The 15186-nt window shown below is 36.6% G+C and carries 16 protein-coding genes; 11 read left to right on the top strand and 5 right to left on the bottom strand.

Annotated features, from left to right (window positions below; translation table 11 throughout):
• From G500_RS0121205 to G500_RS0121165, 7 genes are all read left to right on the top strand, one after another.
• The coding region (locus G500_RS0121205; RefSeq protein ID WP_027003993.1) for a hypothetical protein at positions 1 to 372 on the top strand (372 nt) is incomplete at its 5' end.
• A 504-nt stretch (positions 373 to 876) separates the two neighbouring features.
• Positions 877 to 1368 (top strand): hypothetical protein, encoded by a 492-nt coding sequence (locus G500_RS0121195; RefSeq protein WP_027003991.1) that lies wholly within the window; start codon positions 877 to 879, stop codon positions 1366 to 1368.
• 131 nt (positions 1369 to 1499) lie between these two features.
• Entirely contained in the window at positions 1500 to 1889 is a 390-nt protein-coding gene (locus G500_RS0121190; protein ID WP_027003990.1) for a DUF1398 domain-containing protein, read from the top strand.
• A gap of 531 nt (positions 1890 to 2420) precedes the next feature.
• Positions 2421 to 3137 (top strand): phytanoyl-CoA dioxygenase family protein, encoded by a 717-nt coding sequence (locus G500_RS0121185; RefSeq protein WP_027003989.1) that lies wholly within the window; start codon positions 2421 to 2423, stop codon positions 3135 to 3137.
• Positions 3138 to 3445: 308 nt separating this feature from the next.
• Positions 3446 to 3724, top strand: coding sequence for a GNAT family N-acetyltransferase (locus tag G500_RS0121180; RefSeq protein WP_027003988.1), 279 nt, complete (start codon positions 3446 to 3448; stop codon positions 3722 to 3724).
• A 148-nt stretch (positions 3725 to 3872) separates the two neighbouring features.
• Positions 3873 to 4256 carry a nuclear transport factor 2 family protein gene (locus tag G500_RS0121175; protein WP_027003987.1) on the top strand — a complete coding sequence of 128 codons (384 nt, stop codon included), beginning with the start codon at positions 3873 to 3875 and terminating at the stop codon, positions 4254 to 4256.
• A gap of 160 nt (positions 4257 to 4416) precedes the next feature.
• Complete coding sequence (locus G500_RS0121165) at positions 4417 to 5286, top strand: Rpn family recombination-promoting nuclease/putative transposase (protein ID WP_027003986.1); 870 nt, start codon at positions 4417 to 4419, stop codon at positions 5284 to 5286.
• A gap of 73 nt (positions 5287 to 5359) precedes the next feature.
• Here G500_RS0121165 and acs read toward each other — a convergent pair whose 3' ends face one another.
• Entirely contained in the window at positions 5360 to 7312 is a 1953-nt protein-coding gene (gene acs / locus G500_RS0121160; protein ID WP_281169353.1) for an acetate--CoA ligase, read from the bottom strand.
• Positions 7313 to 7571: 259 nt separating this feature from the next.
• On the opposite strand from acs, the gene G500_RS24545 reads away from it, so the two are divergent.
• Positions 7572 to 8852 (top strand): chloride channel protein, encoded by a 1281-nt coding sequence (locus G500_RS24545; protein ID WP_051204009.1) that lies wholly within the window; start codon positions 7572 to 7574, stop codon positions 8850 to 8852.
• Here G500_RS24545 and G500_RS0121150 read toward each other — a convergent pair.
• Positions 8849 to 10807 carry an NADH-quinone oxidoreductase subunit 5 family protein gene (locus G500_RS0121150; RefSeq protein ID WP_027003984.1) on the bottom strand — a complete coding sequence of 653 codons (1959 nt, stop codon included), beginning with the start codon at positions 10805 to 10807 and terminating at the stop codon, positions 8849 to 8851. The genes G500_RS24545 and G500_RS0121150 overlap by 4 nt on opposite strands.
• Before the next feature lie 151 nt (positions 10808 to 10958).
• On the opposite strand from G500_RS0121150, the gene G500_RS0121140 reads away from it, so the two are divergent.
• Positions 10959 to 12041: a DUF4421 family protein gene (locus G500_RS0121140; RefSeq protein ID WP_086048001.1), complete on the top strand. Its 1083-nt coding sequence runs from the start codon at positions 10959 to 10961 to the stop codon at positions 12039 to 12041.
• Between the two features lie 88 nt (positions 12042 to 12129).
• Positions 12130 to 13041: a UbiA family prenyltransferase gene (locus tag G500_RS0121135; RefSeq protein WP_027003982.1), complete on the top strand. Its 912-nt coding sequence runs from the start codon at positions 12130 to 12132 to the stop codon at positions 13039 to 13041.
• A gap of 140 nt (positions 13042 to 13181) precedes the next feature.
• Here G500_RS0121135 and folE read toward each other — a convergent pair whose 3' ends face one another.
• The 3 genes from folE to G500_RS26530 form a co-directional block, all read right to left on the bottom strand.
• Positions 13182 to 13907 (bottom strand): GTP cyclohydrolase I FolE, encoded by a 726-nt coding sequence (folE, locus tag G500_RS0121130; RefSeq protein ID WP_027003981.1) that lies wholly within the window; start codon positions 13905 to 13907, stop codon positions 13182 to 13184.
• Positions 13870 to 14277: a 6-pyruvoyl trahydropterin synthase family protein gene (locus tag G500_RS0121125; RefSeq protein WP_027003980.1), complete on the bottom strand. Its 408-nt coding sequence runs from the start codon at positions 14275 to 14277 to the stop codon at positions 13870 to 13872. The genes folE and G500_RS0121125 overlap by 38 nt, the downstream gene beginning before the upstream one ends.
• Positions 14278 to 14579: 302 nt before the next feature.
• Positions 14580 to 14708: a hypothetical protein gene (locus G500_RS26530; protein WP_281169352.1), complete on the bottom strand. Its 129-nt coding sequence runs from the start codon at positions 14706 to 14708 to the stop codon at positions 14580 to 14582.
• A gap of 20 nt (positions 14709 to 14728) precedes the next feature.
• On the opposite strand from G500_RS26530, the gene G500_RS0121115 reads away from it, so the two are divergent.
• Positions 14729 to 15001, top strand: a complete 273-nt coding sequence (locus tag G500_RS0121115; RefSeq protein WP_027003979.1) for a hypothetical protein — start codon at positions 14729 to 14731, stop codon at positions 14999 to 15001.
• Positions 15002 to 15186 lie beyond the last annotated feature (185 nt).

Genomic DNA, 15186 nt, shown 5'->3' with positions numbered 1-15186 from the left:
ACTTTGGACGAATGGGTTTATTTTTTGAAAAATAGTGAAGTAAAAGATAGTTTTAAGGCAAAAGGTTTGGCAGAAGCAAAAGAGGTTTTAGATGTCATGCGTCTGAATCAGGAACAAACTTATGGTTATAATCGCTATTTGGACTACCTGCACGTAAAGGCAAGTGAGGCACTTTCTTTGAAAATCCAACAAGAGGAGCTAATGGAAAAGAAAATAGCAGAGGCAGAGCAGAAAGTGCGGAAAGATGAAAAATATAAAAACTCTGTTGAGATTGCGAAAAGCCTTTTCACTACAAGTTTGACTAATAGTGAGATAGCCAAACACACGGGCTTAACCATTGACCAAATAGAAGCCTTGCGAAACAAAAAATAACATTTTTTCAATTAAAAAAAATAAAACAAAACCATGAGCAAGCGACTAATCCGTTTCGACTGGGCAGTGAAAAAACTCCTTCGCAACAAGGCTAATTTTGTTGTGTTGGAAGGTTTTTTGTCCGAACTTCTTTTTGAAGACATCAAAATTACACGTTTTTGGGTGTGTGATTTTTTACCGTTTTGTTTGTCCGCTCCTATTTGGGAGAAGCGGAAACACCTGAGTTTGTAAAAAAAATTGGACATAGTGGCTCTGTAATTTTGATTGAGTAGATAATTTGAAAAATGATTGTACAAAGTTTATATAACTGCAATGTACACCGTAAAATAACAATTTTCTGACTTTTTTCGTCAAAAAACTTCTTCTATTTGGAAATTTGTCGGGAATTTTGTAAGTTTGAGATAAAGTAAAAGGTTTAGTTGTTTTTTGTTTCCCTTTCTTTTGAATCTTTAATACGAAAAATTATAAAAACTTTCTTTAATAAATTATTTAAAATGTAATAATATGAAAACACTTATGTTGATTTTTATCTTGTTTAGCCTATTTTTAAATGCTCAAGAAAAAATAGTTGGTATTTATCAAAACGAACTTGGTGAGTGTTTAGTTTTAAATTCAGATAACACATTTGAATACACTTGGAAATTAGACCTATCTTCAAGTTGGAATGTAGGGACGTGGCAAATTAAAGAAGATAAATTTATTTATTTAAAAATAAATGAAATTAAAGATACTTTAATAGTTAAAGATGAGTTAAAAATGGTTTTATCTTATGATAAAATTTCTAATACAATCTTACATAATGAATATATAACTAATATTGTTTCTTCTGGAGGACAGAGCAGAAAACTCCCCCCTAATAGGCTGTTATTTAAAGATGGAATAATATATACTTACTCGAAAAAAGATAAAATTCAAAATAAAAAAACAAAAGGTCTTATAGATAAAAGCGTTCTAGTAAAACCATGGTTTGAGAAAAAAGAAGTATCGATTCCCTAAAATCAACTTTGTAGTATTTAATTTCTTATATTTTGTTACAAATAAAAATATTTTTATCATATCAATTTTACAAATAAGTATCCCAAAACCTATATTTGTAATCTTACTATTTCAACCTTAAAAATCAAAAAATGTTTACAATCGAACAAATAGAATCAGCTCACCGCAAGGTGAAATCGGGCGCAGACTTCCCCGCTTACATCAAGGAAATCAAGTCTTTGGGCGTTACGCATTATCAGTCCTACGTAACTGACGGACACACTGACTATTACGGAGTAGGCGACCATGCAGCCACGACACCAGCAAAGTATGAGCCAATAACGATTGCCGAGATACCCGAAATTGAAAAATTTAAGGCAGAGCTTTTGGCACACCAACAAGGAAAAACCAATTATCTGACCTTCATTAAGATGTGCGCCGAAACGGGCATTGAAAAATGGGAAATTTCTATGGATAAAATGACCTGCACTTATTACGATAAGGCAAAAAATAAAATCTTAGTAGAAAAAATACCAGAATAATATTATATTATTTTATAGAAAAAAGCAAAAGTGGCGTTTGGATTATATCTTGCGCCACTTTTTGAGTATGCGAAAATATTTTAAAAGTAGTAATAATTTTTAAAAAATAAAATACTAAATAACTCTTTATTCAGGCAAAATAAGTCGTAAATCTCTTATATTTTTAGTAATAACTTCTGTTTCAATTTAAAAATTATAGTGATAATAAGAGCGTAAACCATGTCCTGATTTGTATAGGAGAAGAGATTGAGGTTAAAGTTTTAAAACAGTGTCATGCAAAAACATGAAAAAAAATTAAAATATTATATTAAAAAAATAAATATATTATATGTAATTGCATGGAGTATGTATTGAAAATTTACAAAATTAGTTGTATTTTAAAATATTTTTATAATTAATTTAAGCGATATAATTTTCTTTCCTTAAAAAGCCCACTCTTATTTGGAAATTTGTCGGGCGTTTCGTAAGTTTGGGGCGAAAGTTATGGGATTCGAGCGCGAGTATTTATATTTTACTAAAAAACATAAAAATATGAAAAATATAACAAAACATAAAAATGAGCTTATAGATAATGGCTTTACGATTATTAATAATATCTATTCCGACAAAGAAATAGAAAAGATTTTATTTATCATCGACCAAACTGATAAGACCAAAGATACTTTCAGAAAATCGCCAGACCTTTTTGCCATTAGGCAGTTTTTGAAAGAAGTTCCAGAAATAAAAAATACAATATTTAATAATAATTTAAAAAACACGATTAAATTATTTTTTGGAAATGATTATTTTGTTGTAAAAAGTATTTATTTTGATAAAACAGAAAACTCGAATTGGTATGTTCCCTATCACCAAGATTTGACAATTTCAGTAGATAAAAAAGTAGAACTTGAAAATTTTAACTTTTGGACAAAAAAACAAAACCAGTTTTCAGTTCAGCCACCAATCAATATAATAGAAAATATTTATACAATCCGAATCCACCTTGACAACACAGACGAAAATAACGGCGCACTAAGGGTAATTCCGAAGTCGCACCTAAAAAAAATTTACAGACCCGAAACAATCGATTGGAAAGTAGAGGTAGAAACCGTCTGCAATGTAGATAAAGGCGGAATAATGATTATGAAGCCCCTAATTTTACATAGTTCAAATCGGACAACTAACAACAAGAAAAGACGAGTGATACACCTTGAATTTTCGAATATAGAACTACCAACAGAACTGAAATGGGCAGAAAGGCTAACCTGAAAAGCTACATAAAAATCGTATCTTTATCAAAAATAACTCAATTTTATAATTTTCACTTTCATATTTTCTACAAAAAATTTGCTCTCTTACAAGATTTTTTTATCGCTAACACTTGCATAGCTTGAAAAGAAAACTTACCTTTACTGAGTATTTGCAACGGATTTACTTATTAGCTTATCTAAGTAAATTTTGTAATATAGAATTTAATCTCTATAAAATACAACTTTCAAATACTTCTAAGCAAACAAAAAACTATTTATAGTTTTTAAAAATTCTACTCAAATAGTTTTCAATCTAAAAACGCAATTATGGAAATTTTGCAAGAAGACAACGGAAAAAAAGGAAAGTTCTACATTCTTGAAAACAAGGTTCAGCAGGCCGAGATGACCTACACTTGGGTAGGAACAAGCCACTTTATCATAGACCACACCGAAGTGAGTGAGGTCTTGAAGGGAAAAAGTGCGGGGAAACAAATGGTCTTGAAAGCCGTTGAATTTGCTAGAGAAAAAGGAGTTAAAATTATTCCCTTATGCCCATTTGCAAAAAGCGTATTTGAGAAAATGTCAGAAATACGTGATGTTATGTAGTTTTGTTTTTAAAGTGTAAGGATTATATTACTAAAACTTATGCTACTATTGCAATCATTATGACTTGACAACCAGACAAGTCGTCTTAATTTGAGTAGGCTTGCTTTTTATTGTCAAAAAATTGAAATACAAAAAATAAAAACTGAATATGAACCAAATAGAAATTAAGTCCCAAGAGGTCGTTGAAGCAGAAAACAAACTATTTTCTGCCCAACTGATAAGTGATGTGGAAACACTTGACCAACTTTTACACGATGACTTGCTTGCAGTTACACCAGTAGGGCAGGTTGTTACTAAAAAAATGGACTTAGATGCCCATAAAGCGAAAACAATGACCATCGAGGAGGCTTCCACTCAAATAGAAGACATCAAAATCATTGGCGATACAGCAATCTCAATCGTTATGATGAAGGCAAAGGGAAAAATGTTGGGAACTCCGACCGAAGGAACGTTTCGCTACCTAAGAGTTTGGAAACGTTTTGATAACACTTTGAAAGTAATAGCTGCTACAATTATTCAAATACCACAGTAGTTATTATTTTTTGTAAAAAATACTTAAATCTTTGCCCTTCGCATCTGCTATAAATTGCGTGCGTAGGGCAGAGGCATTTCCTGTTTGCTCCTGCCCCACACAACTATTTTTTTTGCGGATTTTTGTTATCTTTGCGAAAAGAATTTTTAACCACAAAACCATGAGCAAGCGACTAATCCGTTTCGACTGGGCAGTGAAAAAACTCCTTCGCAATAAGGCTAATTTTGTTGTGTTGGAAGGTTTCTTGTCTGAACTGCTTTTTGAAGACATCAAAATTGAAAAGATTTTGGAAAGTGAGGGCAACCAAGAAACCGAGCAAGATAAGTACAATCGCGTCGATGTTTTGGTGCAAAACGCTAAAAATGAGCTTGTTATCGTAGAGATTCAAAATACTTACGAAATCGATTATTTCCATCGCATGGCGTATGGGGCTTCAAAAGCTCTAACGGAAAATTTGAGTTTGGGGCAGTCTTATTCCGAAATCAAAAAAGTAATTTCTGTTAATATCGTTTATTTTGATTTAGGACAAGGAAAAGATTATGTCTATAAAGGGACAACCAATTTTCAGGGTCTGCACGAACACGACCTTTTACAACTTTCAAATAAACAAAAAGAAACTTTTACCAAGCAAAATATTTCTGATATTTTCCCCGAATATTACATTATCAAAGTAAATCAATTCAATGATATTGCCAAAGATACTTTGGACGAATGGGTTTATTTTTTGAAAAATAGTGAAGTAAAAGATAGTTTTAAGGCAAAAGGTTTGGCAGAAGCAAAAGAGGTTTTAGATGTTATGCGTCTGAATCAAGAACAGACTTATGGTTATAATCGCTACTTAGATTACTTACACGTAAAAGCAAGCGAGGCACTTTCTTTGAAAATTGAGGCAGAATGGAGGGCTAAACAAGAAAAAGCGATTGAAATTGTGAAAAAACTTATTAAACGTAATCTAACAAATGAAGAGATAGCAGAAGATACAGGCTTAACTATTGAACAAATTAAAAAACTAAAAAATATAGAAGAATAAACCTTAAAAACCCCAAGCCTTATCAAGAAACTTGGGGTCTTTTAAAAGAAATTACTAAGGTTTAAAAAGCAAACTATGCGGTGTGAAATTCTTTCGCTCCCTCTTTTATTTCATCGACAACGGCAGGGTCGAGCAGAGTCGTAGTATCACCTAAGTTGGAAGTGTCGCCTTCTGCGATTTTTCTAAGAATACGGCGCATAATCTTACCTGAACGTGTTTTGGGCAGCCCCGTCACAATCTGAATTTTATCGGGCTTGGCGATTGCGCCAATATGCTGCGTTACGGTTTGGAGAATTTCCTTGCGAAGTTGCTCGATAGAAGACTGCGCTACAGCCTCGCCATCACAAATCACGAAAGCATAAATTCCCTGCCCTTTAATTTCGTGAGGATAGCCCACTACCGCCGACTCAACTACGGCAGGGTGCTGATTGATGGCATCTTCTACCTCTGCCGTCCCCATGCGATGCCCCGAAACATTGATGACATCATCTACCCTTCCTAAAATGCGATAATAACCGTCAGGGTCGCGGCGGCAACCGTCGCCTGTAAAATAATAGCCTTTATACATACCAAAATAAGTCTGTTGGCAACGCTCATGGTCGCCATACGTCGTGCGAATCATAGAAGGCCAAGGGAATTTGATGCAAAGATTGCCCTCCACGCCATTGCCCTTCAATTCTTTCCCTTCCCCGTCTAAAAGTACAGGTTGCACACCCGGTAGCGGCAAAGTCGCATAAGTAGGCTTCGTAGGCGTAATGCCCGCCAAAGGCGAAATCATGATGCCGCCTGTTTCGGTCTGCCACCAAGTATCGACGATAGGACAATTATTTTTACCTACATTCTGATAATACCACTGCCACGCCTCCTCGTTGATGGGTTCGCCTACGCTGCCCAAAACGCGCAAAGAAGAAAGGTCATGTTTTTTAACCCAAGCATCTCCCTGCGCTTGTAAGGCACGAATGGCAGTAGGTGCGGTATAAAACAAACTAATTTTGTACTTTTCCACGACTTGCCAAAACCTACCTGCATCAGGGAAAGTAGGCACACCCTCAAACATAACCGTAGTAGCACCCGCCAAAAGAGGACCATAAACGATATAAGAGTGTCCCGTAATCCAGCCTATATCGGCAGTACACCAATAAATATCGCCTTCATTGTACTGAAAAACATTTTCAAATGAGTATTTGGTATAAACCATATAGCCCCCAATGTGATGCACTACCCCTTTGGGCTTGCCCGTTGAGCCTGATGTATAAAGGATAAAAAGTGGGTCTTCCGAATCCATAATTTCGGCTTCGCAGTCGGTTTGGGTCAGATTTTCAAGCTCCTGATGCCACCAAAAATCGCGCCCTTGCTGCATTTCTACCTTCGCCCCTGTGCGCTTCAAAACAATTTGCTTTTGAATAGAAGGGCAACTTTGCAGAGCTTCATCTACAATCGCCTTGACTGCAATATCTTTTGTACCCCTAAAATTGCCGTCCGAAGAAAGTACCACAGTAGCCTGTGCGTCATTGATGCGGTCGGAAAGGGCAGAGGCGGAAAAGCCTGCAAACACAACCGAGTGTATAGCCCCAATACGCGCACACGCCAAAACGCCAATCGCTAATTCTGGCACCATAGGCATATAAAGCACAACGCGGTCGCCCTTTTTTACGCCATGTTTTTTCAAAACATTCGAAAAGGCACAAACTTTTTCGTATAATTGTCGGTAGGAAAGGCGAATTTCTGGCTCATTGGGGTCATTTGGCTCCCAAATAATTGCCGTTTTTTCAGGCTGCGACAAAAGATGGCGGTCTAAACAGTTGGTCGTAATATTGGTCTTTGCGCCAATAAACCATTTGGCATAATAGTCCTCGAAATTCCAATCCAAGACTTTATCCCATTTCTGATTCCAAATAAAAGTATCGGCAATGTCTGCCCAAAAACGTTCAGGCTCATCTACGCTCTTGCGATAAGCAGCGGTGTAATCTTCCAAGCTACGGATTCTCATGGTCTTATGGTGTTTATTAGGTGAGGAAACACGAATACAGAAAAAAATTGCGTTTTTTCGTTTTCACGAAGTTACTTATTTTGTGGGGTTCAAAACCTAAGCAATATCATATTTTTGGAAAAAGCTATCTCTATTTAGCAAGGTATCGTTTTTTAGACTATAAAAAATTATATTCTCTATCTTAAAAATCATATCTTGCTTATATTTTCTTACTTTAAAATTTGCTTCACTACGTCGTTCCCTTGTTTGGAAAAGATTAAAAATAACATTTTTAGTTTTTAAAATAAATCATAAAATGAAAAATATAGCCGAAAAACTCTTTTTTTACCTTTTCAAATGGCTTTTTTTAGCCCTTCTGATAGGCTTTTTGATGGGCTTTTCGGGTGCTTTTTTCCTGTATGCCCTCGAAAGTGTGGAACTTTATCGCACACAGCAGCCCTTACTTTTGCTTTTTTTGCCAATAGGAGGTTTGCTAATTTCAATGCTCTACCACCATTGGGGGCGCGAAGTAGAAAAAGGAAATAATTTGATTATAGAACAAATACAAAATCCTACACAGGAAATTTCGCTCAAAATGGCGTTTTTGGTTCTGATGGGAACGCTCTGCACGCACCTTTTCGGCGGCTCGGCAGGTAGGGAGGGGACGGCAGTGCAGATGGGTAGCAGCATAGCCGACCAGTTTAGTTTTCTTTTAAAATATCTTAAAAAACGATTTGTAGCTTTTCAAAATCATATCGAATATCAAAAAGACCGCAGAACCTTGCTTCGCATGGGAACTGCCGCAGGTTTTGCAGCCGTCTTTGGAACGCCCTTAGCAGGAACGGTCTTTGCCTTAGAAGTAGTGAAAAGAAATCATATTGATACAAAGGCAGCCTTTCCTACTATTTTAGCTTCTTTTTTTGCCTACTATTTTGCTCAATTTTTTTGTCATCAATGGCAGGTAGCTCACTCAATCTATCCCTTTTTGAAGGTAGCCGAATTTACTTTGAATCATTTTCTGATTTGTCTTTTAGTAGGATTTTTATGTGGAATCGTAGCTTTTGTTTTTATTCATTTTACAGATTTGATAAAAAATATACTACAAAAAATAAATTCAAAAATCGTACTAAAAAATGGAAAAAGTTATCCGCCCTTGCGCACTTTTATAGGTGGCGTTGTTTTTATCGCCTTTGTTTCTCTCTTTTTTCCTTATTGGGATACGCGCTATTTGGGTCTGGGTGTGCCTCTAATTCTCGGAGCTTTCGAAAGTCCCTCGTTACCTTATGATTTTATGATGAAACTTTTTTTTACTGCCCTAACGATTGGCGCAGGCTACAAAGGGGGGGAGGTTACGCCTCTCTTTTTTATAGGCGCGACTTTGGGCAGTACCTTATCGCTTTGGCTACCGATGGATACCGCTTTGCTCGCAGGCTTGGGTTTGGTCGGCGTTTTTGCAGGAGCTACTCACACGCCAATCGCCTGTATTTTAATGGGAATAGAACTTTTTGGAGGTCAAGTAGCTTTTTATTTAGCGATTGTTTGCTTTTTGGCGCATAAACTAACAGGCAGCAAAAGCATTTATAGCGCACAAGACTAAATTTTATTTTTAAAAATAAAAATAAAAATCATTAAAATAAGCAAAACAAATCCCCATAGCAGGTAAAACTGCACCCTTTTGGTTTGCCAAAGTCCAAGCGTCCAGCTCATTTTTTTCCAAAATAGTGAAAAAAGCAATACAAAAGCATCTACAAAATATTTATCTATCCATGACATCAAATATCCCCAAACAACCTGCGTTTTCCCTAAGTTTTCAGGTTGCTTTGTCAAAATGGTTTCTACTTTTTCTCGCATCAAATAAGAAAGGCGAACCTGCAAAAAGGCAAGACGAAGCGGTACTGTTGCTAAAATTTTATCATCAATATAATCAAAATAATAAGATATTTTTTGCAAGAAAGTATAAATAGTTTGTTCTATTGTGCCATAAAACATACTTATTTTTAGGTGTAATTTTTCTATTTTTTTCCAATCTATCAAGAAAAAAGCTACTGCAAAAATCAAAATATTTAAAATAGTATTTAGAATAATTATCCAAATAGGTAGGTCTACTTCGAAAGTAACCGAAACCCAATCGGGGCTATGAAAAGGCGAGAACGAAAAAGGCAGAAAGGAGCAGAAGACAAGAAGAATCAGAAAACTTATTTTTTCATAAGAAGTAGTTTTAAGTGTAAAGTGCAAACTTTTTCCCTCTCTTGCCCATAAATAAGATGCCAAACGCCCCAAATAAAGGGCAGAAAGTAAATTGAGTATCATAAAAACAAGCGTAAAAAATAGTCCTTTTTCTTGCCAAAAAAGCCCCATCAAGGCTTCTTTTGAAAGGAAGGCTGCACTTAAAGGCAACCCCAAGAGTGAGTAGGCTGCAAAAAAGAAAGCCACTATTAGCATTTTACTTTGTTTCCATTTTTTATGAAAAATACCTTTCAGATTTTCTAATTTATCTTGTCCTGTTTTTTTCATCAAACTACCTGCCACCAAAAAAAGTAGAGCCTTAAAAAAGGCATGGGTGAGCAGATGAAACAGTGCCACCAAAGGCGAAGCCAGTGATAAGGCAAGCACCATCAGAGCCAACTGCGCCACAGTAGAACCTGCCAAAACGCCCTTTATTTTAGGGCTAAAAAGAGCAAAAAGATTGCCCAATAAAAGTGTAAGAAATCCTATCCAAAGTAAGAGTTCGAGTGCATTTTTATCTAAAATGAAAAAAACTTGCGTGAGCAAAAAAATGCCAGAAGCTACCATTGTAGCCGCATGCAAAAGAGCAGAAACAGGGGTAGGCGCAACCATTGCCTTAGGAAGCCACAAAGAAAAAGGAACTTGCGCCGACTTGCCAAAAGCAGCAATCATTAGGGCAATACTAAGCCAAAAGAAATTGGTTTGTTGATAAAAAAGAGAACTTGTTTTCAATAAGTCATTGATAATAAGCAAATTAGTGGTCTTGAAGTGAAAGACTAAAAAAGCAAGAGCCGCAATAAAGGCAATATCTGCCACGCGATTGTAGAGAAAAACTTCAGTCGCTTTTCTACCTTGCAGTCCCTCTCTGCCATTTTCAAGGGCAATAAGCGCAAAAGAACACAAACCCAATAGCTCCCAAAAACAAAACAAAAGCAACAAATCTTGTGAAAGGAGCAAGGCAATCATGCAAATAGAAAAGAAGAAAAGCCATCTGAAATACTCTTTTTTATAGCTTTTCTGACTTATGTAATAAAAGCTATAAAGCTGCACAGAAAAAGAGATAAGTAGCACCGCCAAAACAAGTAAAAAATTTTGAAGGTGCAAGGCAAAATGTAGGGAAAACTGCCACGCGCCTACTTCAAACCAAAGGGTTTCGAATAGCGTTAGGCTGCTTTTTTTATCTATGTAAAACGTTTCATATCCTGCCCATAAAAAAAAGAAAAATGAAAGAATTGTGCCTGCTAAATACAAAAATGGCTCTCTTTTTACTAAAAAGTTTGAAACAAAATGAGAAAAAAAGTAAGACGCAGAAGGGGCTGTGTTCATAGCCAATTTATCTTTTGGATTTGTTTAAATAGGTTAAATCGTAGGCTTTTGATAGGAGAAGGCATTTTTTTTGTCCAAAAAGCCGTATCTTGCAGCCCCACAAGGCTGCAAAGCAGTTGCTTGGGGCAGATAATTTTTCCTATTCCTTTCTATGTGGCAAAGATACGGCTTTTGGCTTGCTTTCACAATGCTTTTTTTGGGAAATGCGAGTGTTTTAGGGGCGGCACCAGAATCAGAAAATTGTGAAAACAAAACCTTTTTAGATTCTACTTACATTCAAAATTTTATTAATCAGTTTTCCTTTCGTTTTGTCTTTTCTCAAAAGGCAAATGTCTTGTATCTATCCAAATGGAAAGGTAGAGAACCTTTTGTATTAGATTATCGTTCAAATCGTAATCTAAATATGGGTATAGGTTTGAGCTATAAACAGTTTAGTACCAATTTGCTTATTCGCACGCCTTTTGTAAATAACGACCAAGATAGGCGCGGCATTTCTAATTTTTTAGACCTGCAAGCCAACTTTTTTTCTCCCCGTCTGAATGGGGACGTTTTTTTTCAGCGTGATGTGGGCTTTTATCAGCATAATATTACAGATTACGAACCAAATTGGTGGGAAAACGCGGAAAAATATCCTCTTTATCCGAATATGCGCGTGTTGGCTTTTGGCGCAACGCTCTATCAGGCACTTGCTTCGCATAAATTTTCCTATCAATCGGCTTTTGTGCAGAACGCCTTGCAGAAGCGAAGTGCAGGTTCGGTCTTGATTGGAGCGCATTTTTACGGCATGCACGCCAAAAATAATGACACTGAAAATGTCATTAAAGATTGGGAAAAAAGTTTATTTTATCAAGTAGGAGGGCAATTAGGCTATGGGCAAACCTTTGTGAAAAGGCAAAAATGGTTTTGTACCTTTGCGCCCGCCTTAGGTCTGGGACTGGGTTGGCGCGATTTAGACTTTGAAGAACAAAACCTGCGAGCGCGACTCAAATTGATGCCTTCTCTGCATTTCAAAGGGGCTTTGGGCTACAATAGCAAGACTTTTTATGGCGGTTTTAATTACCAAACCAGTTATTTTTTATCCGCATTTCCTATTTTAAATTCGGCAAAAGAGGAGTTTTTAATCACACAAAGTCCGCAAAGGTGGCGCATTTTTATTGGCTACCGTTGGAATCTGCCTGATAAAAAGAAAAATCCTAACAAACAAGCGCGAAAAAAATTACAAAAAGAATCGTAAAACAAGTCCAAAATAAACACAAAGTAAGCACAAAATAGTTTTAAAAACGTACCCTTCAATTAAACTCACAAACTAAAAACAATCCCCGATGATATTTTCAAAATCCACTTGGCAGCACCTGCGTATCCCTTTTTCTATCTTTTTGATGCCTGTCTTTTCCTTTGCAGCTTGGCAGAGTTCATATTTTAGTATAGAAAAATACATTTTAATATGGATTATTTTACACCTTTTTCTCTATCCTGCCAGCAATGGCTATAATAGCTATTTCGATAAAGACGAAGGCAGTATCGGGGGAGTGGAAAAGCCGCTACAAGTTAGTAAAGAACTCTACTTTGTTTCGCTGCTATTTGATGTAATTGCTTTACTGCTTGGTTGGATAGCCTTTGACATAGTTTTTATGTTAAGCCTCTTTCTCTACGGCTTGGCATCTAAGGCATATAGCCACAAGACTATCCGTCTTAAAAAATATCCTATTATCAGTTGGCTTATTGTTAGTTTTTTTCAAGGATTTTTCACCTATTTTATCGTATGGATAGGCTTTAGGATTCCCTTATTTTCACAAGATTTTGATATTTTATTTTATCAAAGTTTGTATCAAGACGTGTTTTTTCCTACTTTTTGGCAGCCTGCTCTCTTTACCAGCCTGCTTATTGGGGCGGCTTATCCGATGACACAAATTTATCAGCATCAAGAAGACCGAAGTCGGGGCGACCGCACTCTAAGTCTGCTTTTGGGCATCAAGGGGACTTTTTTATTTACAGGGCTTGGTTTTAGTTTGGCTACGGTTTATTTCTTTTTGATGGTAGAAAACTTACAAATTTTTACCTATTTTATTTTGTTTTTAAGTCCTGTTTTGTTTTTTTTCAGTTATTGGGCGTGGCAGGTTTTGCAAACGCCAAAGGCAGCAAACTTTAAAAATACGATGCGGCTCAATATGATTTCCTCTCTTATGATGATTATTTGTTTTTCTTTTTTTATGATTTTAAAACAAATTTCCTAAAAAACGACCTAATAAAAAAAACGCCACTCCAAAGGAATGGCGTTTTTTAAGCTGTCATGCTCAATGTAGGGCAACACAAAACCCATACAACCGTCGAACCTGATAGGCGTTGAACGCCTCAACAGGTTGATAATCAGAACTTATTTGCTAAGTTCGATATACTTCAAAAACTCGCTTCTAAGGCTTTCTTCTTTGAATTTGCCAAAATAAGCCGCCGTAACGGTGCTGCTATTGACATCTTGAACGCCACGCGAGGAAACGCACATGTGGTAGGCATCTACAATCACTGCCACGTCTTCGGTTTCTAAACTTTGTCGCAACTCCTGTGCAATTTGATTGGTCAGACGCTCCTGCACCTGCGGACGGCGTGCATAATAATCCACCAAACGGTTGATTTTGGAAAGCCCCACCACTTTTCCGTTAGGAATATAAGCGACATGTACCTTGCCATAAATGGGTACAAAATGATGCTCACAATTAGAGAAAAAAGTAATGTCTTTTTCTACCAACATGCGCTCATAGGCATATTTATTTTCAAAAAGTTTTACATCGGGTTTGTTTTTAGGATTTAAACCCTGAAAAATTTCCTTGACATACATTTTAGCGACCCTATGAGGCGTTCCGCTTAGGCTATCGTCGGTGAGGTCTAAGCCTAAGGTGTGCATAATTTCGCGAAAATGGGCTTCAATTTTGGCTATTTTTTCCTCGTCTGAAAGCTCGAAGGCTTTGGCGTGCATGGGTGTTTCGAGGGAAGTGCCAATATGCAAGTCGCCGAGCGTATCGATGTCGATGGGAGTTTGTTTGTCGTGATTGTGATTCCCGTTGCCGTTAGGCAGGGTATTCAACAAAGTTTCGTTCAGTTTCATATAGTTTGATTTTGAGGTCTTTGTTTGCATCGATAAAAGGGCGCAAACGATTATAGATAACAACCGCAATGTTTTCGGCTGTGGGATTCAAATTTTTGAAATCTTCAACGTCTAAATTTAGGTTTTTATGGTCGAAGACATCTGTTACCTGCGATTTGATTAAATCACTTAACACTTTTATATCTATCACGTACCCTGTATGGGGGTCTATTTCGCCTACTACCTTGACGATAAGGTTGTAATTATGTCCGTGATAATATACATTATTGCACTTTCCAAATACTTCTTGGTTTTTTTCCGCTGTCCATTCGGGATTATGCAATCGGTGGGCAGCGTTGAAGTGTTCTTTGCGATAGACGGCAACTTTCATTTTAAGATGGATTAAAGATAAGATAAGCGAGCGGCGAGCAAGTAGAACAACAAGGCACAGCTCTCTTCTTTCCGATACGATTTTGTGGAACTTTTGGCGAAGGTAAGCCCGAAAATTTCAAACAAAAACGATACCTCTGTGGGTTTGTCTAACCGTCAGGGTTGTGATTCATAGAGTAAAACCCTGCCTTTGTATTTTTGTTTAAAACTTATCGAAAAAAGCTCAACATTTTAGCCTTGCATAGAAATTCTGCCGCGCTCTGCTTTTTTGAATAGAAAAGAAACAGACCACTGGCGAACATTTTATTGGGTGAGGTTTTGAAAGCCCTTTTTTAAAAGTAGGGCATAGATTTTGCCAAAGTAATAAAAAAGTTGTATCTTGTCAGAAAGAACGGCATTGCCGCTTTTAGATATGACAAAAAGTCTTTTCATCTTTTAAAAAAGTAGAAATCATGAAAAAAATAGCAATCACTTTTGCCTTTTTAGTAGCTACTGCTGCCACTCTTCCTGCTTCTTACGCCTTAGTAAGTAATTCGGACGTTCAGACTGAAATGAACGACGATACGAAGAAAAAGAAAAAGAAGAAGAAGAAAAAAGATGGCTGCTGCACCACCGAAGCAAAAGCCACTGCCACTGCCACTACCGAAAATGCAGAAACAAAGTCTTGTGGCACAGCCAAAACCGAAGGCAAGACAGGCTGCTGCGCTACCAAAAAAGCACAGTAATTTTACACAGCCTTAAACAAAAAAAGCTCGCTTAGGCGGGCTTTTTTTGTTTGTTCAACTTTTATGGGCTTAGAAGCCTTATCTTGAGTTTGACACTTGTAAGGGGCAAAACGCCTAAAGGAGCGAGTATAGACACTTTTTGTCAAAAAAATGTAGTGCAAAAAAAAACAAAAAAATTGTTTTTT

Source organism: Hugenholtzia roseola DSM 9546 (assembly GCF_000422585.1).
In the GTDB taxonomy this organism is placed as follows: domain Bacteria; phylum Bacteroidota; class Bacteroidia; order Cytophagales; family Bernardetiaceae; genus Hugenholtzia; species Hugenholtzia roseola.
The sequence above is the reverse complement of the archived record's forward strand: the minus strand, read 5'-3'. Positions and strand labels throughout refer to the sequence as shown.

Bases quoted from the DNA above. Each gene is read 5' to 3' on its own strand.
- G500_RS26530 (WP_281169352.1), bottom strand. From the start codon at position 14,708: ATGAAAAGACTTTTTGTCATATCTAAAAGCGGCAATGCCGTTCTTTCT.
- G500_RS0121175 (WP_027003987.1), top strand. From the start codon at position 3,873: ATGAACCAAATAGAAATTAAGTCCCAAGAGGTCGTTGAAGCAGAAAAC.
- G500_RS0121165 (WP_027003986.1), top strand. From the start codon at position 4,417: ATGAGCAAGCGACTAATCCGTTTCGACTGGGCAGTGAAAAAACTCCTT.
- G500_RS0121195 (WP_027003991.1), top strand. From the start codon at position 877: ATGAAAACACTTATGTTGATTTTTATCTTGTTTAGCCTATTTTTAAAT.
- G500_RS0121190 (WP_027003990.1), top strand. From the start codon at position 1,500: ATGTTTACAATCGAACAAATAGAATCAGCTCACCGCAAGGTGAAATCG.
- G500_RS0121150 (WP_027003984.1), bottom strand. From the start codon at position 10,807: ATGAACACAGCCCCTTCTGCGTCTTACTTTTTTTCTCATTTTGTTTCA.
- G500_RS0121125 (WP_027003980.1), bottom strand. From the start codon at position 14,277: ATGAAAGTTGCCGTCTATCGCAAAGAACACTTCAACGCTGCCCACCGA.
- G500_RS0121180 (WP_027003988.1), top strand. From the start codon at position 3,446: ATGGAAATTTTGCAAGAAGACAACGGAAAAAAAGGAAAGTTCTACATT.
- G500_RS0121115 (WP_027003979.1), top strand. From the start codon at position 14,729: ATGAAAAAAATAGCAATCACTTTTGCCTTTTTAGTAGCTACTGCTGCC.
- G500_RS0121140 (WP_086048001.1), top strand. From the start codon at position 10,959: ATGTGGCAAAGATACGGCTTTTGGCTTGCTTTCACAATGCTTTTTTTG.
- G500_RS0121185 (WP_027003989.1), top strand. From the start codon at position 2,421: ATGAAAAATATAACAAAACATAAAAATGAGCTTATAGATAATGGCTTT.
- G500_RS0121135 (WP_027003982.1), top strand. From the start codon at position 12,130: ATGATATTTTCAAAATCCACTTGGCAGCACCTGCGTATCCCTTTTTCT.
- G500_RS24545 (WP_051204009.1), top strand. From the start codon at position 7,572: ATGAAAAATATAGCCGAAAAACTCTTTTTTTACCTTTTCAAATGGCTT.
- folE (WP_027003981.1), bottom strand. From the start codon at position 13,907: ATGAAACTGAACGAAACTTTGTTGAATACCCTGCCTAACGGCAACGGG.